This is a genomic window from Pseudomonas sp. HN2-3, from assembly GCF_020691745.1.
Classification (GTDB): domain Bacteria; phylum Pseudomonadota; class Gammaproteobacteria; order Pseudomonadales; family Pseudomonadaceae; genus Aquipseudomonas; species Aquipseudomonas capeferrum.
In genome coordinates, this window is record NZ_CP085704.1 from 2,986,528 (window position 1) to 3,010,336 (window position 23,809).

At 63.8% G+C, this 23,809-nt stretch carries 21 protein-coding genes and 1 pseudogene; 11 read left to right on the forward strand and 11 right to left on the reverse strand.

Going from position 1 to position 23,809, the window contains the following annotated elements:
* Positions 1–15: 15 nt before the first annotated feature.
* The 3 genes from LJX93_RS13510 to LJX93_RS13520 form a co-directional block, all read right to left on the reverse strand.
* The gene (locus LJX93_RS13510; RefSeq protein ID WP_033697928.1) at positions 16–1,053 is read right to left on the reverse strand and encodes an ABC transporter permease; all 1,038 of its coding nucleotides are present in this window, start codon (positions 1,051–1,053) and stop codon (positions 16–18) included.
* A 66-nt stretch (positions 1,054–1,119) separates the two neighbouring features.
* The gene (locus LJX93_RS13515) at positions 1,120–2,679 is read right to left on the reverse strand and encodes an ABC transporter substrate-binding protein (protein WP_227697305.1); all 1,560 of its coding nucleotides are present in this window, start codon (positions 2,677–2,679) and stop codon (positions 1,120–1,122) included.
* A gap of 120 nt (positions 2,680–2,799) precedes the next feature.
* Complete coding sequence (locus tag LJX93_RS13520) at positions 2,800–3,954, reverse strand: mandelate racemase family protein (RefSeq protein ID WP_033697930.1); 1,155 nt, start codon at positions 3,952–3,954, stop codon at positions 2,800–2,802.
* Between the two features lie 360 nt (positions 3,955–4,314).
* On the opposite strand from LJX93_RS13520, the gene LJX93_RS13525 reads away from it, so the two are divergent.
* Positions 4,315–5,040, forward strand: coding sequence for an oligogalacturonate-specific porin KdgM family protein (locus LJX93_RS13525; protein ID WP_033697931.1), 726 nt, complete (start codon positions 4,315–4,317; stop codon positions 5,038–5,040).
* A 78-nt stretch (positions 5,041–5,118) separates the two neighbouring features.
* Positions 5,119–5,949: an NAD-dependent epimerase/dehydratase family protein gene (locus LJX93_RS13530; protein ID WP_033697932.1), complete on the forward strand. Its 831-nt coding sequence runs from the start codon at positions 5,119–5,121 to the stop codon at positions 5,947–5,949.
* A gap of 20 nt (positions 5,950–5,969) precedes the next feature.
* Here LJX93_RS13530 and LJX93_RS13535 read toward each other — a convergent pair whose 3' ends face one another.
* Positions 5,970–6,887 carry a LysR family transcriptional regulator gene (locus LJX93_RS13535; protein ID WP_033697933.1) on the reverse strand — a complete coding sequence of 306 codons (918 nt, stop codon included), beginning with the start codon at positions 6,885–6,887 and terminating at the stop codon, positions 5,970–5,972.
* A 105-nt stretch (positions 6,888–6,992) separates the two neighbouring features.
* Here LJX93_RS13535 and araD1 point away from each other — a divergent pair, with 105 nt between their 5' ends.
* The 9 genes from araD1 (at position 6,993) to LJX93_RS13580 (ending at position 18,267) form a co-directional block, all read left to right on the forward strand.
* Complete coding sequence (gene araD1, locus LJX93_RS13540; RefSeq protein WP_047583195.1) at positions 6,993–7,991, forward strand: AraD1 family protein; 999 nt, start codon at positions 6,993–6,995, stop codon at positions 7,989–7,991.
* A gap of 64 nt (positions 7,992–8,055) precedes the next feature.
* Positions 8,056–9,375 (forward strand): MFS transporter, encoded by a 1,320-nt coding sequence (locus LJX93_RS13545; protein WP_177447951.1) that lies wholly within the window; start codon positions 8,056–8,058, stop codon positions 9,373–9,375.
* 28 nt (positions 9,376–9,403) lie between these two features.
* Positions 9,404–10,957: a UxaA family hydrolase gene (locus LJX93_RS13550; RefSeq protein WP_033697935.1), complete on the forward strand. Its 1,554-nt coding sequence runs from the start codon at positions 9,404–9,406 to the stop codon at positions 10,955–10,957.
* Between the two features lie 43 nt (positions 10,958–11,000).
* Positions 11,001–12,581 (forward strand): aldehyde dehydrogenase (NADP(+)), encoded by a 1,581-nt coding sequence (locus LJX93_RS13555; RefSeq protein WP_227696050.1) that lies wholly within the window; start codon positions 11,001–11,003, stop codon positions 12,579–12,581.
* Between the two features lie 132 nt (positions 12,582–12,713).
* Complete coding sequence (gene ligD, locus LJX93_RS13560) at positions 12,714–15,209, forward strand: DNA ligase D (protein ID WP_227696051.1); 2,496 nt, start codon at positions 12,714–12,716, stop codon at positions 15,207–15,209.
* Entirely contained in the window at positions 15,209–16,252 is a 1,044-nt protein-coding gene (locus tag LJX93_RS13565) for an acyl-CoA dehydrogenase family protein (protein ID WP_227696052.1), read from the forward strand. The genes ligD and LJX93_RS13565 overlap by 1 nt, the downstream gene beginning before the upstream one ends.
* Positions 16,249–16,998, forward strand: a complete 750-nt coding sequence (locus LJX93_RS13570) for a PIG-L deacetylase family protein (RefSeq protein ID WP_033697939.1) — start codon at positions 16,249–16,251, stop codon at positions 16,996–16,998. The genes LJX93_RS13565 and LJX93_RS13570 overlap by 4 nt, the downstream gene beginning before the upstream one ends.
* Before the next feature lie 10 nt (positions 16,999–17,008).
* The gene (locus LJX93_RS13575) at positions 17,009–17,608 is read left to right on the forward strand and encodes a class I SAM-dependent methyltransferase (protein WP_033697940.1); all 600 of its coding nucleotides are present in this window, start codon (positions 17,009–17,011) and stop codon (positions 17,606–17,608) included.
* On the forward strand, positions 17,605–18,267 hold the full coding sequence (locus LJX93_RS13580; protein WP_033697942.1) for a glycosyltransferase: 663 nt from the start codon (positions 17,605–17,607) through the stop codon (positions 18,265–18,267). The genes LJX93_RS13575 and LJX93_RS13580 overlap by 4 nt, the downstream gene beginning before the upstream one ends.
* A 98-nt stretch (positions 18,268–18,365) precedes the next feature.
* Here the strand turns inward: LJX93_RS13580 and LJX93_RS13585 are convergent, their stop codons facing one another.
* From LJX93_RS13585 to LJX93_RS13615, 7 genes and pseudogenes are all read right to left on the reverse strand, one after another.
* Positions 18,366–19,223 carry a Ku protein gene (locus tag LJX93_RS13585; protein ID WP_227696053.1) on the reverse strand — a complete coding sequence of 286 codons (858 nt, stop codon included), beginning with the start codon at positions 19,221–19,223 and terminating at the stop codon, positions 18,366–18,368.
* Positions 19,224–19,335: 112 nt separating this feature from the next.
* Positions 19,336–19,917 (reverse strand): nucleosidase, encoded by a 582-nt coding sequence (locus LJX93_RS13590; protein WP_033697944.1) that lies wholly within the window; start codon positions 19,915–19,917, stop codon positions 19,336–19,338.
* 72 nt (positions 19,918–19,989) lie between these two features.
* Complete coding sequence (locus LJX93_RS13595) at positions 19,990–21,111, reverse strand: carboxylate-amine ligase (RefSeq protein ID WP_227696054.1); 1,122 nt, start codon at positions 21,109–21,111, stop codon at positions 19,990–19,992.
* Positions 21,112–21,114: 3 nt separating this feature from the next.
* Positions 21,115–22,068, reverse strand: coding sequence for a methyltransferase (locus LJX93_RS13600; protein WP_033697946.1), 954 nt, complete (start codon positions 22,066–22,068; stop codon positions 21,115–21,117).
* Positions 22,068–23,402, reverse strand: a complete 1,335-nt coding sequence (locus LJX93_RS13605; protein WP_227696055.1) for an iron-containing redox enzyme family protein — start codon at positions 23,400–23,402, stop codon at positions 22,068–22,070. The genes LJX93_RS13600 and LJX93_RS13605 overlap by 1 nt, the downstream gene beginning before the upstream one ends.
* A gap of 17 nt (positions 23,403–23,419) precedes the next feature.
* Positions 23,420–23,617 carry a hypothetical protein gene (locus LJX93_RS13610; protein WP_033697948.1) on the reverse strand — a complete coding sequence of 66 codons (198 nt, stop codon included), beginning with the start codon at positions 23,615–23,617 and terminating at the stop codon, positions 23,420–23,422.
* Positions 23,618–23,679: 62 nt separating this feature from the next.
* Positions 23,680–23,799 (reverse strand): annotated as a pseudogene (locus LJX93_RS13615) (general stress protein); the annotation flags it as partial.
* Between the last annotated feature and the right edge of the window lie 10 nt (positions 23,800–23,809).

The following is a 23,809-nucleotide window of genomic DNA, read 5'->3' on the forward strand; positions in this document are numbered from 1 at the left end:
GCGGCCCGCTGGGGCTCAGCGGGTCCTTGGGTCGAACACCTTGTACAGGGCATCGCTGATCAGGTTGAGGGCGACGAAGATCAGGCCGATCACCAGCACGCAGCCCATCACCGCGTTCATGTCACCGAGCATCAGGCTGCTGGTGAGGTATTGGCCGAAACCGGGCCAGGCGAACACGGTCTCGATCAGTACCGCGCCTTCGAGCAGCGAGCCGTAGGCCAGCGCGACGACGGTCAGCAACTGCACGAGGATGTTGCGAAACGCATGGCCCCAGACCACCTGGCGCCGCGACAGGCCCTTGACCCGCGCTGTGATGATGTATTCCTGGGAGAGCTGCTCGAGCATGAAGCTGCGCGTCATGCGGCTGATATAGGCCACCGAGTTCAGCCCGAGGATAAGCCCCGGCAAGATGATGTGGCGCAGCGCACTGCTGAAGGCTTCCCAGTCACGCGCCAAGGCAGTGTCGATCAGCAGCAGGCCGGTCACGTCGGGGACCATGCCGTCATACGCAAGGTCGATGCGCCCTGCCCCGCCGGCCCAGCCAAGCCAGGCGTAGAACACCAGCAGGCCCATCATGCCCACCCAGAAAATCGGCGTGGAGTAGCCGAACAAGGTGATGACCCGCGCCACATGGTCGCCCAGCCGGCCCTGGTTGCTGGCGGCGACCACGCCCAGTGGCAGGCCGATGAGGATGCCGAACAGGATCGCCAGCGTGGCCAGCTCGATGGTCGCCGGGAACACCCGCTTGATGTCGTCCAGCACCGGGTGGCCGGTGAGCAGCGCATTGCCGAAATCGCCGTGCAGCAAATCGTTGAGATACAGCCCGAACTGGGTCCAGATCGGTTTGTCCAGGCCCATGGCCTGGTAGACCTGCTCATAGGTGGAGCTGTCGGCATCCGGACCGACCACGGCCAGCACCGGGTCCAGCGGCATCACCCGACCAATGAAGAACGTCAGCGCCAACAGGCCAAGCAAGGTCACCAGCACCGTGCTGGCCCGTCGGGCAGTGGCAGACACGCGGGTGCCCAGCACAGAGGCAGTCGAAAGCAACATAACAGGCTCCTGAAAAAGCGTTCAGCAAACACCGAGGCGTCAGGGGCGCGCACGCCCCCGTCCCGCTCATCGCGACTTGTAGACGTCTTTGTAACGGGTGGTGGCCGCGCTGTGGGCCTGATAGTTCTGCACGTCGTGGTACAGCACCACGGTGTCGGTCATCTGTGAAACCGGCAGGATCGCGCCAACCTGGGTGTCGAGCGTGTTCTGGATCTGCTGGTACTGGGCCAGCTGCCGGGCCTTGTCGGGTTCGACTTCGGCCTGCTCGATCAGGCTGTTCAGCTCGGGGCTGTAGAACGAGGTGCGCCAGCCCTGGAAGTTGCTCAGCTTGGCTTCGTCACGGTTGTCCGGGTTGTACACCAGGGTGCGCAAGCTCGAATGCGGGTGGCGCTCGGCACCGCCACCACCACGGCCGACCAGGATGTCGAAGCTGCGTTCGCGCATGGCGCCGTAGATCTGGTTGCCGGTACCGGTGACGATGGTGGCCTGTATACCCGCCTGGGCCAGGGTGGCCTGCAGGCTGGAGGCAATGTTGATGAAGGGCGGCTCGGTGAGCACGCGGATGGTGGTCTTGAAGCCGTTGGGGTAACCGGCTTCGGCCAGCAGTTGTTTCGCCTCGGCCACGTTCAGGCGGTAGCCTGGGTCGTCCAGGCGTGCCGGCAGGCCCAGCGGCAGTGGCCGTTGATTGAGCTGGCCGTAATGCGGCATGACGGTCTGGTTGATGCCCTGGTAGTCAATCAGCGAGCGTACCGCCTTGCGCACGCGGGCGTCGTCGTAGGGCTTTTGCTTCACGCTCAGCGCCACGTAGTAGAGGGTGCCGCGCTGCACGGTCTCGGTGCGCACCTTGTCGGACTTCTCCAGCGCTTCGATGTCTGGGGCGGACATGCCTTTGGCCAGGTCCAGGTCACCGCGCTCCACCATCAGCCGCAGCGACTGCGATTCGGTCATGTTGCGCATGACGATGCGCTTGAGCTTGGCCGGGCCGCCCCAGTAACCGTCGAAACGGCTCATCAGGATCACATCGTTGGCGCGCCAGTCATTGAGGATGAACGGCCCGCTGCCGGCAGCATGCGTGGTCAGCCAGGCGGCGCCGAGGTCATCGCCCTTCTGGTGCTGTTGGACCACCTTGCGGTCGAGAATGAAGGCACTAGGCGATGTCGCCAGGGTGTTGAGCACCAGCAGCGGGTCGGTCGGCCGCGGCAGCTCAAGGACGAAGGTGTGCGCATCACTGGCACGCATGTACTGGGCGACATTGCCTGCCGTGAAACCGTAAGCCTTCCAGGTCGAGGCCAAGGCCAGGTTGAGCTTGAGGATGCGTTGCAGCGACCAGACGACGTCCTCGGCACTGAAGGCATTGCCGGACTGGAACGTGACGCCCTCGCGCAGCTTGAACGTGAGGGTCTTGCGGTCATCGCTGACCTGCCAGCTTTGCGCCAGCGCCGGCACCAGTTGGTCCGGTTGCTGCGCATCCTGCACCAGCAGCATGTCGTACAGGTTGGCGTTGACCTCGGAGACGTCCAGCCCGGTGGCACCGGCTGGGTCCAGGGACAACAGGTTGATCATGCTCATGCCGACGATCAACTGGTCGGCGGGTGTCTTGGCCAAAGCAGTGGGTGCCGAGGTCATTGCCAGCGATGCGGCAAGGACCCCTGCCCAGAATGTGGGAAGTACGCTCATGTGAGATTGCCTTTTTATAGTTATTGGACTCTCGGGCGGCGCGCACTGTCGCGCGCCGCCATACACGGGTCAGAAGCGCTGCAATGTATGGGTCTCGACGTAGTCGAAGTCGATTTCTTCACCCAGGCCAGGCAGGTCCGACAGGTGGACGAAACCGTCCTTGTCCATCGGGTCGACCAGGCGTTTGAGGTAGGCCGGCACCTCGTCATAGTCGAGGAACGGGTGCAACAGGCCGCGCTCGTACCAGGTGCAGTTCTTGATGGCCCCGACCACGGCCAGGTTGGCTGCGCCGTTGCCGTGGATTTCGCAATCCATGCCGAACGCTTCGGCCATGTGCGCCACTTTCAGGCACGGTGCAATACCGCCGACCCCGGCAACCCCGGCGCGCAGGATGTCGCACACGTCATGCTTGACCCAACTGGCCCGGCTCAGGTGCTTGCCACCCAGGCTTTCCGGGCCCAGCACCGGGATGTCCAGCTGGCCGGCGAGCCAGGCATAGGATTCGGCAGAGTCTTCCATCATTGGTTCTTCGAACCAGGCGAAGTTGAGCTTTTCCAGGGCGCGGCCGATGGTCAGGGCGTCGGTACGGCTGTACCAGTGGTAGCCGTCGATCATCAGTGCGATGTCGGGGCCGACCGCTTCGCGCACGGCGGCGCAGGCCTTGATGTCCATGCTCACGCTGGGCGCGAAGGATACCGGCGGCATCCAGGTGTGCAGCTTGATGGCCTTGTAGCCACGCTTGACCAGGGTTTCGGCAAAACGCCCGTATTCCTCAGGGGTGGACAAGCCGCCTTCGAGCTCGTCGCCACACATGGTCGAGCCATACGCAGGCACCTTGTCGCGGTAGCCGCCAATCAGCTTGTGCACCGGCACGTTCAGCTTGCGCCCGGCCCAATCCCACAAGGCCTGCTCGACCAGTGCCAGGGCGCGATCGGTCAACTGGCTGGCGCTGCCGCGTTGCCAGTGCGCAAGGTCGTGCCAGATCTTCTCGCGATCAAAGGCATTGGCGCCTACCAGCACTTTGCGCACGAAACCATCGAGCACGTACGGGCGGATCAGTTCAGGGGCACCCAGTGCATAGCCTTCGTTGCCGCATTCGGTGGTGATGCGCAGCAACGCCATCTTGGCCTGGGTCACGTCACCGGGGTGGGCATGGCCGGCACTGTCGACAGCGCGGCGCGTGGGGTAGGAAAAAACCTGGACGTTTACAGCAGTGATGATCATGGACGTCTGAGCCTTCTTATTGGATTTGTGGCGGGTGAGTCACGCTCTGGAGGCAATCCTACGTCATCATACAACTTTTGAAAAGCACCCCTTTAAAACTTTCAAATCCGGCCTGTACGAGCACCTATTTGTGTCTTTTGGGACGTGTATCGCATTTTAATGTTCGTATCAAACCCTCTAGAAAGCGTATCTCAGGCGCTTAAAAAGAAGTCATCCGACAACCAGCCAAGAAATCGTAGACAACCCAAATGTTGTACGATAACTTTGCCGCATCTGATCGCGGCACCCTGCCCCCCACCGCATCCGATGGTGACCACCCGCTTCAAAACGACCTCAACAAAAACAAGAAAAGAAGATCGAATGAACACCACACTCCGCAATCTCATTGCTGTCAGCACACTCGGCCTGTCTTTCTATGCCTGCGCAGACTCGGCCAGCCTCAACTACCGCCACGGCTACACCGAAGACGACAGCATCCATTCCGACCGCATCAAGCTGAATTACCGGATGGAAACCGGCCTGGGGTTCGCCGCCGAGATCAAGTACAAGACCGCCGGCGACCGTGAGGACGTGGCCTACGACAACATGGTCAACAACGGCCATGAGTTCACCGTGGACTACAACTACAAGCTGAGCCCCAAGTCGACCCTTACCCCGGCGTTCCAGATGGACAGCTCCAAGGACGCCACCGCCTACAAGTTCGGCTTGAAGTACAGCTACAAGATCAGCGACACCTGGTACGTCGCCACCCGTGTGCGGCATGACGCGCGCAACCTCGACCGCGACCAGATCGATCATTCCAAGGCGGACCGAGCCAAGGACAACCAGAACACCACGCGCCTCGAAGGTTGGCTGGGCTACACCCCGAAAGGCCCGTGGGCCTTCGAGTACCAGTACATCCACTTCGATACCGACTACATCCGCTACGACAACAAGAAGAGCGACTACGAGCAGAACCTGATCATCAAGTACAAGCTCAACAAGCAGTGGGCGCCGTTCATGGAGGTGGGTGACATCAAAGTCAACGCCTATACCGATGACCGCCAGGCCCGCTGGCGTCTGGGCGTCCAGTACAACTTCATGTAATGCCGCGCTGCCGGGTGCCTGCCAGGTAGCCCGGCGTTATCGCTACCCCCAACGACCTTTAAAGCCAAGGTGCTGACCATGACCACACTCGCCTCGCCCACTTCGGGCAAACCCTTCAACCGCTTGCTGCTGACCGGCGCTGCCGGCGGGCTCGGGCAGATCCTGCGCGAAGCCTTGCAGGCCCACGCCACCGTCGTGCGCGCTTCCGATATCAGTGCGATGGCGCCAGCGGCTGGCGACCATGAAGAGGTGATCAGTTGCAACCTGGCGGACAAGGACGGGGTACTGGCGCTTGCCCAAGGCGTGGACGCCATCGTTCACCTGGGGGGCATTTCCACGGAGCGTGCGTTCGAAGACATTCTCGACGCCAATATTCGCGGCACCTTTCATGTCTATGAGGCCGCACGCAAGCACGGCATCAAGCGGGTTGTGTTCGCCAGCTCCAACCATGTGACTGGCTTCTACCCGCAGGACGAGACGGTGGATGCGCAGTCTGTGCGCCGCCCGGACTGCTACTACGGCTTGTCCAAGTCGTATGGCGAAGACCTGGCCACCTTCTACTTTCACCGCTACGGCATCGAAACCGTGAGCCTGCGCATCGGCTCGTCATTCCCCGAGCCACGCAACCTGCGCATGCTCTCGACGTGGCTGAGTTATGCGGACCTTGCGCACCTGGTAGAACGTGCGTTGCTCGCCGACAACGTTGGCCACACCGTGGTGTATGGGGTTTCGGCAAACCGTGAGCTGTGGTGGGACAACCGCTTCGCCGCGCACCTGGGCTTCAACCCGCAGGACAGTTCGGAGCGCTTTCGCGAGAAGCTTGCGCAACAGCCCAAGCCTGCTGCTGACGATGCCAGTGCGCACCTGCAAGGTGGCGCGTTCACCGCCGCCGGCCCTTTCGGTGACTGAAGGCGCCAACGCCAGCGGGCTCAGGCCATCAGGATGCTCACCAGCATCTGCGTTGGTGTGCTCAGCTCCACGTCCTTGCGCGTAACCACTTCGTACGGCTCACTGCGTGACTTCAACTGCAACGGCAGGCGCACCAGCATGCCGTGGTCCACCGCGACCTTGGCGACATCCCACGGCATCACAGCCAGCAACCCAGGGTCTTGCAGCAGCATCGACAAGGTGGTGAAGGTAGAAGAGGTTTCAATCGGGTACTGCGGAAAGCTCAGGCCCGCTTCGCGAAATTCGCGCTCCAGGGTCAGGCGCATGGGCATGTTGACCGGGAACACCAGCCAGCGTGAGCCGGCCAACTGGCCCAGGCTCAACGACTCACTGCCGGCCAGGGCGTGCCCAGGGTTGGCCACCAGCACCAACTGTTCCTGGTGCTTGGGCCGGCTGTCGTACGCGGCTGGGCGCGGGCTGACGCTGGTCCGGCAGATCACCACGTCCAGGCGGCCTTGGTCGAGCAAGTTGAGCAGGCGGTCGCTGGTGTCCTCGACCACCGAGACCGACAGGTCTGGCTGACTGTCGCGCAGGCGCGCCAAGCCTTCCACCAGTATCGGTACCGCGCCCATGATGGTGCCAACCGACAAGCGCCCCCCATGGCCTTGCAGAATCCCCAGCATTTCTTCCCGCAGGTGAGCCAGGTCATTACTGATCAGTCGCGCATAGCGCAGCACGCACCGCCCCAGGTCATTGGCTTCGAGGCCCTTGCTGGTGCGCTCGAACAGCACCGCGCCAAGCGTTGATTCAATCTCGTTGAGGGCCTTGGTTGCACCGGGCTGGGTGATGGACATTGCCTCGGCCGCTTTATGGATGGAGCCCAGCTCGTCGAGGCTGATCAATAGCCGCAACTGGCGCAAGCGAAGGCGAGAGGCCATGGAACTCAAGGATGGCAGCATAGGGGATCACTTTAAGTTATCACGGGGTCAGCAGCTCTCATTAGGCAGCAACGCCGGGGAAAATTAAAGTGTCGGCATCCCCACAAGAACAACACAGGAGCCAGCATGCGCCTGATCCAATTTGAAACCACCCCAGGCCAACGTTACGTAGGCGTAGTTGAAGGCGACCTGATCCAGGTCGTGCGTGATACCCACTCCATGCGCGAACTGGCCTTGGCCGCGATCGGCAAGCAGCACAGCCTGGCCGCCGAAGTACACGAGCGTGGCCTGTACAGCACCGAACAACGCTACAGCCAGGCCTTGAGCGAATGCCGGGTATTGCCCCCGCTGGACCACGAAGACCCGGCCCATTGCCTGATCAGCGGCACCGGGCTGACCCACCTGGGCAGTGCCTCGACCCGCGACAAGATGCACCAGCAGAAAACCGACGATGCCGCCACGCTGACCGACACTGCGCGGATCTTCCAGTGGGGGATCGAGGGCGGGCGCCCTGCGCCAGGCACCGCGGGCGTGCAGCCGGAGTGGTTCTACAAGGGCGACGGCTCCATCGTCGTTCGGCCCGGCCAGGCGTTGCAGAGCCCGGCATTTGCCGAGGATGCCGGCGAAGAGCCTGAACTGGCCGGCCTGTATGTGATCGGCGATGACGGCCAGCCCTACCGCCTGGGCTTTGCCATCGGCAACGAGTTCTCCGACCATGTGATGGAACGGCGCAACTACCTTTACCTGGCTCACTCCAAGCTGCGTAGCTGCTCGTTCGGCCCCGAACTGCGGGTGGGTGAACTGCCCCGCCACCTGGACGGCATCAGCCGGATTCGTCGCGACGGCCAGGTGATCTGGGAAAAGGCCTTCCTCAGCGGTGAGGACAACATGTGCCACTCTCTGGACAACCTGGAGTATCACCACTTCAAGTACGCCCAGTTCCTGCGCCCGGGCGATGTGCACATTCATTTCTTCGGCACGGCGACCTTGTCGTTCGCCGACCAGATCAAGCCCGTCGAGGGCGATGTGTTCGAGATCAGCCTGCCCGATTTCGGCGCCCCGCTGTGCAATGGCATTGCCGTGACACCTTCGGCCATCTCACCTGGCGAGGTGAAGACGCTCTGAACCGATGGCGGCGCAGGGCCGCGCCGCCGCGGCATTTCATAACAATCACAAAAGTGAGATGAGCATGAAGAACACCCCTTACACCGCGGCCTCGGCCGCCGCCACGGCCAGCTCAGACACCGCCAGACCGACTACTGTGCGCTGGCGGATCTTCCTGATCCTGCTGTTGCTGGCAGCGATCAACTACATCGACCGGGCTTCGCTGTCGGTGGCCCTGCCGTTGATTTCTGCCGAGTTCGAACTTACGCCCGCGCTTGAAGGGTTGATCCTCAGCGCGTTCTTCTGGTCTTACGCGCTGATGCAGATCCCGGCCGGTGTGCTGCTCGACCGCTTCCAGGTGCGCAATATCATCGGTGTCGCCACCATCGGCTGGGGCGCGTTCCAGGCACTGGGCGGCTTTGCCCATAACTGGATCACTCTGCTGGTCACCCGCATCGGCCTCGGTGTGGCCGAATCGCCGATCATGCCGGCGGGTGCCAAGCTCAACGGGGCCTGGCTGACCCCCAACGAACGTGGCCGAGGGGCGACCCTGGTCGACGGCGGCGCGCCGCTGGGCACCGCGTTTGGCGCCATCATCATCGCGGGGCTGATCACCTGGTTCGACTCCTGGCGCATCGCCTTCATCATCGCCGGCGTCGGCACCGTGGCGGCAGGTATCTGGGCCTGGTGGTACATCCGCAACCACCCCAGCGAACACCCGCAGGTGAACGCTGCCGAGCTTGCCTACATCACCCAGGCCAACGATGCCGCGACCCAAGCCAACGGCAACCGCAAAGCGGTGCTCAAGGAACTGCTCAAGAGCCGCTCGGTGCTGTGCATGTTCGCCGGCTACGCCTGCTACAACAGCGTGTTCTACGGCTTGTTGACCTGGATGCCGAGCTACCTGCACCAAGCCCACAACCTCGATATCAAGGCCATGGGTGGCGCCACCTTCCTGATCTTCATGTGTGGTTTTATCGGTGAGCTGATCGGCGGCTGGATCTCGGACAAATGGAAAGCCAACGGCGGCCAACCGAACACGGTGATGCGCAGCATGTTCGCAGGCTCGGCCGCCGTTGCCGCGCTGTGCATCCTGCTGGTGGCGTATACCCCGGATGCCGCGCGGGTCATCGCGCTGCTGTGCGTGGCGCTGTTTTTCATCCGCTGGTGCGGGATGTACTGGTGCCTGCCGGCCATTCTCGGGGGCAAGTCCAAAGCTGGCGTGCTGGGTGGCAGCATGAACTTCTGCGGCAACATGGTCGGCGTGCTGGTGCCGATCCTGATCGGCTTGATCGTGCAGTTCACCGGTTCCTACTTCCTGGCCCTGATCTTCTTCGTGGTCATGGCCTTCGGCCTGATGCTGTTCTCTGGCCTGATCGACTATCGCGAGCGCGGGCTGGCCTGAGCCCCGCACCCTATTTGAGGTGATTGTCATGCAACTCATTACAACAACAGGCAGCGAACACACTGCCAACGCCGTGATCCGACTCAACCCGCTCGATGACGTGCTGATTGCCCGCCAGGCACTGCCCGAAGGGCTGCTGCTGGACGAAGGCATCACCGTTTGCCAGGCCATCCCCGCCGGGCACAAGGTCGCTGCGCGCGACCTGGCTGTCGGCCAGCCTTTGCGCCGCTATGGCCAGATCATCGGCTTCGCCAGCCAGGCCATCGCAGCGGGCCAGCATGTGCACGTGCACAACCTCGCCATGGGCGACTTTGCCCGCGACTACGCCTTTGGCGTCGATGCCCGGGGTGTACAGGCGCCCAACGATGACACCTTCATGGGCATCGTGCGGGCCGATGGCCGGGTCGCCACGCGCAACTATGTGGGTATCCTTACCTCGGTGAACTGCTCGGCCACCGTGGCCCGGGCGATCGCCGACCACTTTCGCCGGGACATCCACCCCGAGGCGCTGGCGCCGTATCCGCAGGTTGATGGTGTGGTGGCGCTGACCCACGGGGTTGGCTGCGCCGTCGACCCCTCCGGCGAAGCCTTGGCCATGCTGCGCCGTACCTTGGGTGGCTATGCCGTGCACGCCAACTTTGCCTCGGTGCTGCTGATCGGCCTGGGCTGCGAAACCAACCAGATCCCCGACCTGCTCGCCGCGCAGGGGCTGGAAAGCAGCCACACCCTGCGCACCTTCACCATCCAGGGCAGCGGCGGTACCAGCAAGACCATCGCCAGCGGTATTGCCCAGGTCAAGGCGTTGCTCGCCGAAGCCAACCAGGTCGAGCGCCAGCCGGTCAGCGTGCGCCACCTCACGGTCGGCCTGCAATGCGGGGGCTCGGACGGCTATTCGGGGATTACCGCCAACCCCGCCCTGGGCAATGCCGTGGACCGGCTGGTGGCCGCAGGCGGCACCGCGATACTGTCGGAGACCCCGGAAATCTACGGCGCCGAGCATTTGTTGACACGTCGCGCGGTAAGCCAGCAGGTCGGTGAAAAACTGATCGCGCGCATCCAGTGGTGGGAAGCCTATTGCCAACGCATGGGCGCCGAACTGAACAACAACCCCTCTGCCGGTAACAAGGCCGGCGGCCTGACCACCATCCTGGAGAAGTCACTGGGGGCGGTGGCCAAGGCTGGCTCCAGTGACCTGGTGGATGTCTACGAATACGCAGAACCGGTGCGCGCCCATGGCCTGGTGTTCATGGACACGCCCGGCTACGACCCGATCTCCGCCACCGGCCAGGTCGCTGGCGGGGCCAACCTGATCGCCTTCACCACCGGCCGCGGTTCGGCCTACGGCTGCGCGCCCTCCCCGTCGATCAAGCTGGCGACCAACACGCGCCTGTGGGAAACCCAGGAAGATGACATGGACGTCAATTGCGGCGGCATCGCCGACGGCAGCATGACCATCGAAGAACGCGGCCAGCACATCTACCAGATGATGCTGCGCATCGCCTCGGGTGAACGCAGCAAGAGTGAACAACACGGCTACGGGCAGAACGAGTTCGTGCCTTGGCAGATCGGCGCCATCACCTGACGGTTCGCTTCACGTACCCGTTTTAACGTTTATTGGAGCTTTCATGACCCAGATTCTTGGTCACAACTACATCGGCGGCCAGCGCTCGGCGCAAGGCAGCACCCGGCTTTTCAGCCTCGACGCCAGCACAGGGGAAGCATTACCGGGCGTTTTCAGCCAAGCCACCGAAGCTGAAGTGGATGCGGCTGCAACCGCTGCAGCCGCCGCCTTCCCCGCGTATCGCAACCTGCCTGCCGAACGACGCGCAGTGTTTCTGGATGCCATTGCCGACGAACTCGATGCGCTGGGTGACGACTTCATCGCCACGGTCTGCCGCGAAACCGCCCTGCCCGCTGGCCGTATCCAGGGCGAGCGGGCCCGCACCAGTGGCCAGATGCGCCTGTTCGCCAAGGTGCTGCGCCGGGGCGATTTCCATGGTGCACGTATCGATCGGGCCCTGCCGCAGCGCCAGCCACTGCCGCGCCCGGATCTGCGCCAGTACCGTATCGGGGTCGGCCCGGTGGCCGTGTTCGGGGCCAGCAACTTCCCCCTGGCATTCTCCACTGCCGGTGGCGATACCGCCTCGGCGCTGGCCGCAGGCTGCCCGGTGGTGTTCAAGGCGCACAGCGGCCACATGGCCAGCGCCGAAGCGGTTGCCGATGCCATCTTGCGGGCGGCGGTACGCAGCGCGATGCCTGCGGGCGTGTTCAACATGATCTACGGCGGCGGTGTCGGCGAGTGGCTGGTCAAGCACCCGGCCATCCAGGCCGTCGGTTTCACCGGCTCGCTCAAGGGCGGTAACGCGCTGGTGCGCATGGCCGCCGAACGGGCGCAGCCGATTCCGGTGTTCGCCGAGATGTCCAGCATCAACCCGGTAATCCTGCTGCCTGAGGCGCTGGCACAGCGAGGCGCCACACTGGCCCGCGAACTGGCGGCATCGGTGACCCTTGGCTGCGGCCAGTTCTGCACCAACCCCGGCCTGATCCTGGGGCTGCGCTCAGCCGCATTCAGCCAATTTGTCGCGCACCTGCAAGCGCACATGGCCGACCAGCCGGCGCAAACCATGCTCAACGCCGGCACCCTAGCCAGCTATCGCCAGGGTTTGCAGCACCTGCACGCTCACCCCGGCATCAGCCACCTGGCAGGCGCCGAGCAAGGCGAGCGCCAAGCGCAGCCGCAGCTGTTCCAGGCGGATGTCGGCATGCTGCTGAACGGCGACCCGCTGTTGCAGGAAGAAGTGTTCGGGCCTGCGACCCTGATCATCGAAGTCGAAGACCAGGCGCAACTCAAAGCGGCCGTGCAGGCCCTGCGCGGGCAACTGACCGCCACGCTGATGGGCGAAGCAACGGAGCTGCCGGGCTTCGGCTGGCTGAGCGAGCTGCTGCAAGAAAAGGTCGGCCGCGTGTTGCTCAATGGCTACCCGACAGGCGTCGAGGTGTGCGATGCGATGGTGCATGGTGGCCCGTACCCTGCCACCTCGGATGCGCGCGGCACGTCGGTGGGCTCGCTGGCCATCGACCGCTTCCTGCGGCCGGTGTGTTTTCAGAATTACCCGGATGAGCTGCTGCCGCCGGCGTTACAGAACGCCAACCCGCTGGGGATCTGGCGCTTGGTCGATGGCGAGGCTAGCCGTTCAGCCTGCTGAGGGCCGCCGTGCAGCCGCCCCGACGAACACCGGGGTGCCCTGAGGGGGCGGCTGCCTATACGGAAATTTTGAACTCCCTTCGCACCGCCCTCTCCCACCTGAAGAGCCCCCGCGATTCTTCAGGACCCCGCCATGGCCAAGCCCCTGCAGGAGTACCAGCGCAAACGCGACTTCAACGCCACGCCCGAGCCCAGCGGTAACCGTGGCCAAGGCAAGCAGCCCCATGCCCTGCAGTTCTGCATCCAGAAGCACGACGCCAGCCACCTGCACTACGATTTTCGTCTGGAGCTCGACGGCACCCTGAAAAGCTGGGCGATCCCCAAGGGCCCTTCGCTAGACCCGAAGGTGCGCCGGCTGGCCGTACACGTCGAAGATCACCCGCTGGACTACGCCGACTTCGAGGGCAATATCCCGGAAGGCCACTACGGCGCAGGCGACGTGATTGTCTGGGACCGGGGCATCTGGGAGCCCGAGGGTGACGCGCAGCAGGCCTATACCAAGGGCAAGCTGCGTTTTCGCTTGCAGGGCGAGAAACTCAATGGCGTATGGAACCTGTTTCGCACCCACCTTGGGGGCAAGAAAGAACAATGGATGCTGGTCAAGTCGCACGATGGCGAAGCCCGCAGCGAGGCCGAGTACAGCATCGTCGAGGCTCAGCCCGACAGCGTGCTCAGCGAGCGGACCCTGGTCCCCAGGGTGCGAAAAACGGCCGGCAAGGCGGCGCCCCGTACGCCACGCAAACGCAAGGCCAGCGTCCAGCAGGCCGCGCTACCCGATACGCTGCAACCGCAACTGGCCACGCTGGTCGACTCGCCACCGGCCGGCGATTGGGTGTACGAGGTGAAGTTCGACGGCTACCGGATTCTCGCGCGCATCGACGGTGATGACATACGCCTGTACACCCGCAACGGCCATGACTGGACTGCCAAGCTGCCGCATCAGCAAGCCGCGCTGCGCAGCCTTGGCCTCGATTCGGCCTGGCTGGACGGCGAAATGGTGGTCAACGACGCCCATGGCGTGGCGGACTTCCAGGCCCTGCAGAACGCCTTCGATAGCGAAGACGATCAGCACATCCTCTATTACCTGTTCGACCTGCCCTTTCTGGGCGGCCAGGACCTGCGCCAATTACCGCTGCAAGAGCGGCGCAACACCCTGCAGCAGTTGCTGGACCAGGACGATTCGCAATGGCTGCGGTTTTCCGAAGGCTTCGATCAGCCAGTCGACTCACTGCTCGACAGCGCCTGCCGCATGAAGCTCGAAGGCCTGATTGGCAAACGCGCCGACAGCCCTTACATCGGCCGGCGCAGCGCCGACTGGATCAAACTCAAGTGCCAGCAACGCCAGGAATTCGTGATAGTCGGCTACACCGACCCCAAGGGCAGCCGCAGCGCCTTTGGCGCGTTGCTACTGGCCGTGCACGACGAGGGCGGCGCGTTGCGCTATGCCGGCAAGGTGGGCACCGGCTTCAGCGCGGCCACCCTGGGCAGCATTCATGCGCGGCTCAAGCCTTTGCAAACGGCCAAACCACCCTTGAGCCAACCACCGACCGGTGCAGAAGCGCGGGGTGTGCATTGGCTCAAGCCGACCCTGCTGGCCGAAGTGGCCTACGCCCAGATGACCCGCGACGGTGTGGTGCGCCACGCGGTGTTCCATGGGCTGCGGGATGACAAACCTGCCACCGCCATCGATCTGGAGCACGCCATGCCTGGCAAGTCCGTCGCCAAGCCCAAGGCTCAGCGCAAACCCGAGGCGCTGGGCGAACTGCGCCTGACCCACCCTGAGCGCATCATCGACGCCACCCGCGCAACCACCAAGCGCCAGGTGGCCGAGTACTACGCGCAGGTCAGCGAGTGGATTCTGCCGCAACTGAAAAACCGCCCCGTGGCGCTGGTACGTGCCCCCGATGGCCTGGCGGGTGAGCTGTTCTTTCAGAAAAACGCCGACCAGTTGCACATCCCCAATGTGGTCAGCTACGACAAGAAAGCGGCCGGCCAGGCCGCCATGGTCATCAACCGCGCCGACACCCTGCTGGGCGCGGTGCAAATGAACATGCTCGAACTGCATACCTGGAACGCCACCGACAAGGATTTCGACAAGCCGGACCGCTTCATCCTCGACCTGGACCCGGACCCTGCGCTGCCGTGGAAGGCGATGCTGGAGGCCACGCAACTGACTCTGACCCTGCTCGACGAGCTTGGCCTGAAGGTGTTCCTCAAGACCAGCGGCGGCAAGGGTATCCACCTCGTCGTGCCACTGACCCGCAAAGCGGGCTGGGACGAGGTGAAGGATTTCAGCCATGCCATCGTCGATTACCTGGCCAATCTGTTCCCCGATCGGCTCAGCGCCGTGTCGGGGCCGAAGAACAGGGTCGGGCGTATCTTCATTGACTATCTGCGCAATGGCCAAGGCGCTACCACCGCCTGCGCCTACTCGTTGCGGGCGCGAGAAGGCCTGCCGGTGTCCGTGCCCATCTGGCGCGAAGAGTTGGCGCAACTCAAGGGCGCCAACCAATGGCACATCGGCAACCTGCACGAACGCCTGGCCGAAGTGGACGACCCATGGGCCGACATGGGCAAGACCCGTCAATCGATCACCGCGCGCATGCGCAAACAGCTAGGGCTGGGCTGATGAGCATCATTCAGGACTTTGATCTGAACAACCTTGACCGCCTGTTGCGCGCCTTTACCGAACGGCCGCAGGCGCTCAACCTCGATACCCAGCTGCCAGCGCTGATCCAGGCGTTGCAGGCTGACCACCTTGACCTGCTGCCCTTGCCGGGCCAAGGCAACACCTTGCGGCGGTGGCAGAGCCTGGCACGCATCGCTGGCTGTGACATGGCCCTGGCCAAACTCTACGAGGGCCATACCGATGCCTTGGCGATCCTTGCCGAATGCGGCGCCGCGCACCATGCCCAGGAGGGTATCTGGGGCGTTTGGGCTGCCGAACCGCCGAATGCCCGCGCACGTATCGTCGAACGCCAGGGCGAGCAGGTGCGCCTGGCTGGCCGCAAGGCTTGGTGTTCAGGTGCCTTGCAGATCGACCGCGCGCTCATCACTGCCTGGGGTGATGACGAACAACCGCAGCTGGTAGCGATAGAGCTGTCGCACCCCAGCCAAGGCTTGAACATCGAGCACTGGCAAGCTGTGGGCATGGCCACCACGGCAAGCGTCGAGGTCGAGTTCAGCCATACACCCGGCATCGCCATCGGCAAGCCGGGGCAGTATCTGTCGCGCCCGGGCTTCTGGCACGGCGGGGCTGGCATTGCGGCCTGCTGGTACGGCGCCGCCGAGGCACTGGCCGATTACCTGCGCGAACACTGTCGCAACCCACGCCCGGACCCGCATGCCGACGCCCACCTGGGCGCGGTCGACGCGGCCTTGCTTGGCGCCAGGGCGGCGCTGCGCGAGTGTGCAGCCTGGATCGACCGCGAGCCAAGCGCGGATGCCAGCTTCGAGGTGCGGCGCACCCGCGCGCAGGTCGAACAGGCCGTCGAGCAGGTGATCCATCACGTGGGGCGGGCGTTGGGTGCCTCGCCGTTCTGCCGCAGCAGCCACTTTGCCCGGTTGAGCGCCGATTTGCCGGTCTTTATGCGCCAGAGCCACGCCGAGCGTGACCTGGCGGCCCTCGGACAGCAGCTGGCGAACCTGCCAGCAGGAGCTTGGCAGTTATGAATTTGATCGCGTCCAGCAACGGCACCCCCTGGGCTGACTGGCAGCATGCCGCGCACCTGGCCAGGGCCACCTGGATCGACCCCGGGCAACTGTGCCCGCCGGGGCGTCGCCTGGTACTGATCGCCCCCCACCCGGATGATGAAATTCTCATGGCGGGCGGCTTGCTGGCGGGCTTTCACGGGCGCGAAGAAGACTTGGTGCTGATTTCGGCCACCGATGGCGAGGGCAGCCACCCAGGCTCCAGGCACTGGACCGAGCACCGCTTGCGCAGGCAACGGCCGCTGGAGAGCCGCCACGCCCTGCAACAGCTCGACCTGGACCTTAACCGCCTGGACTGGCGCAGGCTGCACCTCAAGGATGGTGCGCTGCCGCGCGACGAGGCCTATCTGGTCAACCACCTGAGCCAGCTGCTCAAGCCCGACGACCTGCTCATGGCCACCTGGCGCAACGATGGCCATTGTGATCACGAAGCGGTTGGCAGGGCCGCCGCGCAATCGGCACTGGCGCGCAAGGTGCAACTGGTGGAGGTGCCGGTATGGGCCTGGCACTGGGCGCAACCGGACGACCCTCGCCTGCCCTGGCCGCGGGCTCATCGCGTGCAGCTCGATGAAGCCCGCCTGGCCCGCAAGCGCAAGGCCCTGGCTGCGCACGCCAGCCAGCTGGAGCCGGATGACGGCCAACCGCCCGTGTTGCCTGCCGCTTTGCAGGACTGCCTGCTACAGCCATTCGAACTGGTGTTCTTGTAAGGGAATCGACATGAGCCTCGACGCGCAATACTTCGCCGACCTCTACGCCAGCAGTGAAGACCCCTGGGCCTTCCGCACCCGCTGGTACGAAAAGCGCAAACGTGAGCTGGTCATGGCCAGCCTGCCTCGCCAATGCTACCAGCGTGTATTTGAACCGGCCTGTGCCAACGGCGAACTCAGCGCCTTGCTGGCCGAGCGTTGTGCCGACCTGCTGTGCCAGGACCTGGACCCGACCGCGGTGGGCCTGGCCCGTGAACGCCTCGCGAACGTGAGCCACGCCTCGGTTGAACTAGGCAAGTTACCAGGTGACTGGCCCGGGGGGCGCTTCGATCTCATTGTGTTGAGTGAACTGGGTTACTACCTCGACCCGACAGACTGGCTGCAGGTTATCGAGCAGTCGGTCGCCAGCCTGAGCTACGACGGCGGCTTGCTGGCCTGCCACTGGAAACACCCGATCGCGGGCTGCCCGCAGGATGGCCGCGAGGTGCACCGGATGCTGGGCAAGCATCTACCGCTGTATCCGGTGTATCGCCACGAGGAAGCGGACTTTCTACTCGAATACTGGTCATGCCAGCCCAGCGTGGTGGACCTTGACGAGACCTGCCCATGATCGCCGTAGTGATCCCCGCGCACAACGAGGCGCGACGCCTGGGGCGGTGCCTCAAGGCGGTCAAGGTCGCTGCCGCGCAGGCCGAGCAAGCGGGCTACCAGGTCAGCATCCTGGTGGTGTTGGACCGCTGCAGTGACGGTAGCGCGGCGGTGGCCAGGCGTCATGGCGTGCAGACGCTGGACGTTCACGCCGGCAACGTTGGCATGGCACGCAGGGCTGGGGCCGCCAAGGTGATCGAACAAGGCGCCAGCTGGCTGGCCTGTACCGATGCCGACAGCCAGGTGCCGCCGCATTGGCTGCTGTCGCAACTGGCGTTTGGGGCAGATGTGGTCTGTGGAACGGTGCATGTGGAATGCTGGCAGCCTTGGCAGAAGGCTGCCTTGCGTCGGCTGTACCTGAGCCGCTACGAGGCGCGTGAAGGGCATCGGCATATTCACGGTGCCAACCTTGGGGTCAGCGCGCAGGCTTATCTGCAGATTGGGGGCTTCCAGCCGTTGCCAGCGCATGAGGATGTACAGTTGGTGCGCGACCTGGAAGCGCAAGGGGCGCAGATTTCGTGGACGGCACGGCATAGTGTGGCCACCAGCAGCCGGCGGGACAGCCGGGCGCGGGAGGGGTTTGGGGATTATTTGGCGAGCCTTGAGGTGACGGTGTCGTGATTGGGGTCCTGGGGCTGCTTTGCAGCCCTTTCGCGACGCAAGGCCGCTCCTACACCGATCGCGTTCTTTTGGACTGCCCCCAAAATCTCAGCCATGACTCAAGAAGCCTTGCGCGTACGCTTGACAGGTTTCTTATCGGGCTCGGGCTTTTTCTTCCCCGCCGCCCCCTTGCCGCCCAAGCTGCGTTTGAGCAGTTCGGTAAGGTCGATAATATCGGCACCTTTCTCTGCAGGACCGCCCTCGCCCTTCTCCACCACGCTGATCTTGCCCTTGCTGGCTTTCTCTTCCACCAGGTCCATGATGGTCTGGCGAAACGCATCCTGATACTCATCCGGCTGCCATGAGCCGCTCATGTCCTCGACCAGCCGCTTGGCCATGTCCAGTTCACGTTTGTCCACTTTGGTATCGGTCACGCTCTTGTCCAGCTCCAGCGTCTCCAACCCGCGCACTTCCTCGGGCCAGCGCAGGGTGATCATCACCAGGGCATCATCCAGCGGGCGCAGCAGCGTCAAGTGTTGACGGGTATGCAACACCACCGTGGCCAACGCCACCTTGCCGGTGCTGGCCAGCGTTTCGCGCAGCAACGCATAGACCTTGCCGCCGCGGCGGTCGGGGCTCAGGTAATACGGGGTATCGAAATGCTGCAGGGGAATTTCGCCGGCATCGACGAACGAGAAGATATCGATGGTCTGAGTCGCTTCAGGCCGGGCCGTGCGGATCTCTTCCTCGCTGATCACCACATAACGGCCTCTCTCGTACTCTACACCTTTGACGATGTTGTCCTTGTCGATCTCTTTGCCGGTGACCTTGTTGATCCGCTTGTAACCGACCGGCTCCATGCTGCGTTTGTCCAGCCAGTCGAAATCGACCCGCTCGGTGCGCACCGCAGTATTCAGCGAGACGGGGATGTGCACCAGCCCGAAACTGATCGCGCCCTTCCAGATTGCCCTTGCCATGGTTAAGTCACCTCCCTCCAGCCCTGCGCCTATCGGAGCCTCTACTTGAAGTGACTGCGGCGCGCTGGGAAGGTTTAGTCAGGCTGCCCTGCGGCGGGCAGCGACTCGGTGCTTAGCTGAACAGCACGCGCTTGAAGGCCTCGGCGGCCAGGTGCACTTGCACCGACCAATCGTCTGCGGCTTCGCTGCCGGCATCGTCGGAAATGTACTTGAGGCAGACGAATGGAATGCCTTCGCTGCGGGCGATCAGTGCCAGTACGTAAGCCTCCATGTCGACCACATCGTAAGGTGCCTTGCCGTGGCTGGTCTCGAAATTGTCACCTGTGCCGCAGGTTTCAAGGGCAAGCCCTGGGATTGGCTCGCCGTGTTCGAGCAGAACGGGGATGTCCGACAGTGGCGTCTCGTAGCGGGCGAAGCCCAGCGGCGTGACATCCATGTCGCGCTGGACGAAACGGGTGCAGCACACCACTTCACCCTTGCCATGGCCCTGGCTGCCGGCCGAACCCAGGTTGACGATCAGCTTGGGCTTGCGCTGGGCGATGGCCTTGGTCAGCGCGATGGCAGCATTGACCTTGCCGATGCCAGTGAACACAGTGTTCACCTCGGCAAACACAGTGCCAGCCTCGGCCTCGAGGGCGAAGACGAACAGCGTGTCATCCAGGGAAATGTCGGGGAATTGCTTGATCAGCATCATGGCGCAGGGGGTCCGGGTGGCTGCAAAGGGCGCGGCCATTTTCGGACAACCCTGGCGAATTGCAAGCCCCGGCTACCGTTGCGTATGCCCTTGCCTGATCACCTGCTCGACCACGGCCTGTAGCGCTTCGGTAGCGTTCTTCCCGGCGGCGCACGCCTGCCCCAGGCATTCTAGCTGTCGGTCGGCACTGGTGCCCTCACGCAGGATACGCCGGGCATGCTCGAAGGCGCGTTCGGCGTCCACGGTGTCGACGGGGAACTGCCCCTGCAACTGCGCCAGCCAGCCTTCGGCCGTGACCGGCTGTTGCTGCTGGGTACCAATGAACTGGCCTTGGCGGCCGTAGCGCAGGGCGCGCCAGTAATTCTCCTGCGCGACCCAGCGCAACTCCCGGTTGAGGGGTGCGCGCGCTTGCCTTGGCTGCACGCTGTGCTCCACCAAGTGGCGAAACACCCCGGCGATGCTCAAAGCGTCCTCAAGGCAGGGGCAGCCATCACAGATACGCAGCTCGACGGTGGGGAAACGTCGCGACGGTCGGATGGCCCACCAGAAGTCACCGTCAGCAGCTAACGAGCCGGTGCGCTGAAGCAAGGCCCGGTAGCGTTCATAGGCAGACCAGTCGGCCAGCGGCTCGGGCAACCCCATGTGCGGCCACTCGCCACAAATGACCCGCCGATAGCTCATGTAGCCGGTACCCTGGCCCAGCCACAAGGGCGAGGATGTACTGAGAACCAGCAGCAGCGGCAACCAGTGCACCAGCCGATTGATCAATTGCATGCGGTCGCAGTCCGCCGGCACCCCCACGTGAACATGCAAGCCATTGAGCAGGCTGCGCCGCGCCACGTGCTGGTAGTCGTCGAACAACTGGCGGTAGTGCACGCACGGCGCAGGCTTGTGCCGCAGCCAGGCTGCATTCGGGTGGCTGCCCGCGCCATACAGGCCCATGCCTTGTGCCGCCAGCACCTCGCTCAATCGCTGCCGGGCCTGCAAGAAGAACTCGCGCGCCTCGAACAGGTTGGCGAACACGGGAGAGGCGACTTCTATCTGGCTGCGGAACATCTCCTGGGCAAAATGCTGCCCCAGTACTTCACGACACTGCCTGACCAGGCTCGAGGCAGGCATCGCCGGCACCTTGCCGGTAGCCAGGTCCACCAGCAGGTATTCCTCCTCGATGCCAAACGTACAAGGCAGGGCCATGCTTCAACCGTTACGGGTGACGGTAAGCGCAACGGCGGCAATGCGCTCGACGTGTTCATAGCCGGGTTCGTCAAGCTGTTCGCCAAACACGTCGGGGTCGATCTCCTGGTATACCCAGGAGAATTGCGGGCCCGCCAGGCGCAAGCGAACAGCCTCGAGCAGCGCGTCCCGGCCTTCGACAATCGCCACCCCGGTGTAGAGCAACAAGGTGCCCCTCATGCTCAGGCGTTCCCGGGCCTGTTCGACGATGCGCAGTGACAGCTCGGCGCCCAGCGCCCCGCCACCGTGGCGGTAGGTGCGCGCGTTGAGGTCGAGCATGTAGGGCGGATTGGCCACGATCAGGTCGAAGGTGCCGGTAACGCCGTAAAGCAAATCACTCGGCTCCACGGACACATTGCTGATGCCCGCCAAGGCCGCGTTGATGGCGGTATAGCGCAACGCCAGCGGGTTGATGTCCAGCGCGCTGACCTGTGCATGGGGGGCGGCGCGGGCGATGAGCAATGCCCCCACGCCACTGCCGCAGCCAATATCGACCGCGTGTTCCACGCGATCCGGGCAGCGTTGCAGATGGTCATGAATGACCTGGGCAAAGCGGTAGCTGTCGGGGCCGAAGAACACCGCGTCACTGGCGTGTGTGGGGTACGCCGAATGCACCAGCAGCAGGTCGTCCAGGCTCGACCAACGCACCTTGCTGGCCAGCAGTTCACCGCGCTGCTCCAGCACCTGCGCATGCTGCAACGCTTGCAATTCGTCGGCCGAAAGCAACGAAGGCGCAAACGGCCGGCTCCAGCCGAACACGTCGCGCAAGTTGCTGGCCTGCCGGGCGCTATCACGGGCGTTGTTGCGTGCATGGGTGGCGGGGGTTACACAGGTGAAGCGGTAACCGTCCGCACGCAAGCGCTTGCCTAGCTGCAGCAGTGCCAGGTCTGCCTGGGCTTGCTCTGGGTCTAACATCATCACTGACATCCTTCTTGAACCAGGCCAGTGGCATTGACGAAGGCCTGAGTGGCCAACAACCCCTCCGGCGACGCGTGACGGTTGCCGGCCATGCGCTGCACCAGGGCTTCCACAGTCTCTGGGCGCTGGCTGACCATGGGCCTGTCATCGGCCGACACGTTGATGTCCCAGCTACCCGGCATGACGCGCCGGACAGGCGCCTGCCAGTCGTCAGCGATCCAGTCGTGCCACAACTGCTTCTCGTAGGCCGTGAATACGCCGAACATGGCCGCAGCAGGTCCGTCGATCAGTTGCCACCAGCGGCTGTTTACCGGGTTCTCCCCGCGCCGGATCCACCCTTGGGCCTGCAGCGCATCGACGAAGGCTGGCATGGCGCCGGGCTCGGCCAGCCATTGATTGATGGTGCGCTTTTGCAAACGGCAATGGTCGGAATGCATGAACTGGCCATATTGGCGCTTGCGCTCCAGCGCTGCGAACAGCTGTGCCTGCAGGTCGAACTCGGCGACCAATGCGCTCGCTGGAGTGCCCAGGTCGTTCAACCGGTAGCCGCGCCGCACCCGTTGGTAGAAGTGCTGTGCGTCCTGTGCCGGGCACAGTTGCCGTAACGCCTGGATGGACAGCTGGGCATGGCCGCTGGCGGCGTTGTCGATGGTGACATGCAGCTGAAAGTAATGGCCGTCGATGCCCAGCTCCGCCAGTTCATAGGTGGTAATCAGCAAATGCAGCGGCGGTTGCTCGTAACCCAGGTTGTACCCCAGCACCTCCGGCAGGAATGCGTCACCGTGCTGCCCAAGGGCCAGTTGCACGGCACCTTGCAAGTAGCGCTGGTCATCCAGTTGCGGCAGTTCCAGGCAGCCTAGGCGGCTCAGCAGCCGCTGGTAGATCAGCACATGGTTGCAACGCGGGTCGCCATTACCCAGCTCTTCCAGGTAGGTGCGGATCAGCCCGTGGTAACGGGGGTCGCGCCAGTGCTGCAACGTGCCGTGCAGCCAGGCACCGTCCACCGCCTTGGTGGGTGCAACCTGCTGCAGAAACCACAGGGCATGGGCGCGGTTGCTGAAGAAGTGGCGTGGCGCACCTTGGCGGCGTTGCTGCAGGTAGTCGGCATAGGCCTTGGCGACTTCGCCGGCATGATGATCGCTCCAGGCAGGGAGCTGTGCGGGGGTGTCAGGCAAATCGTCCGGCCAGTGTTCTACGCGCGCGATTTGTTCACTCAACCAAGCGGCGCTTGTGGCGTCCGGGCCTTCCAGGAGATTCTGGTAGCGGTGTTGCAGGCTCAGGTGTGCTGCGCGAGCCCCTGCATCAGCAGCGGCCTTGCGGGTAATGACCGTCATGCCGAGCTCCTCTGAACTTATTGGGCCGGTTTTTGCCCCGGCATAGGCTCGGGGTCAGGCGCAGGCTGCGGCGCTGGCAGATCATCCGGTTTTTGCATTTGCAACGATGGCTTACTGGGGTCGGCGTCTTTGCCGGGGTGATTGTTGTCTCGGTCGAAACAACCACCCATCAGGGTCATGGCGCCCACCAGGGCGACCCAATGAGTCAATCGCATGGGAAGTCCTCCGTTGTGTTCAATTGCAGTGCCAGGTCGCCCCGGCACTGCGAATTCCTCAATTACGAACGGCCGCCTTTACGGCTGGTGTCGTGGGGCATGTTGCCCCCCGAAGACTGGCCACCTTTACGCCCCGCTTCAGAGGCCTTCTCGCGGTCGTTGGCGAAGTTGCCCGGGTTCTTGCTGCCGCCT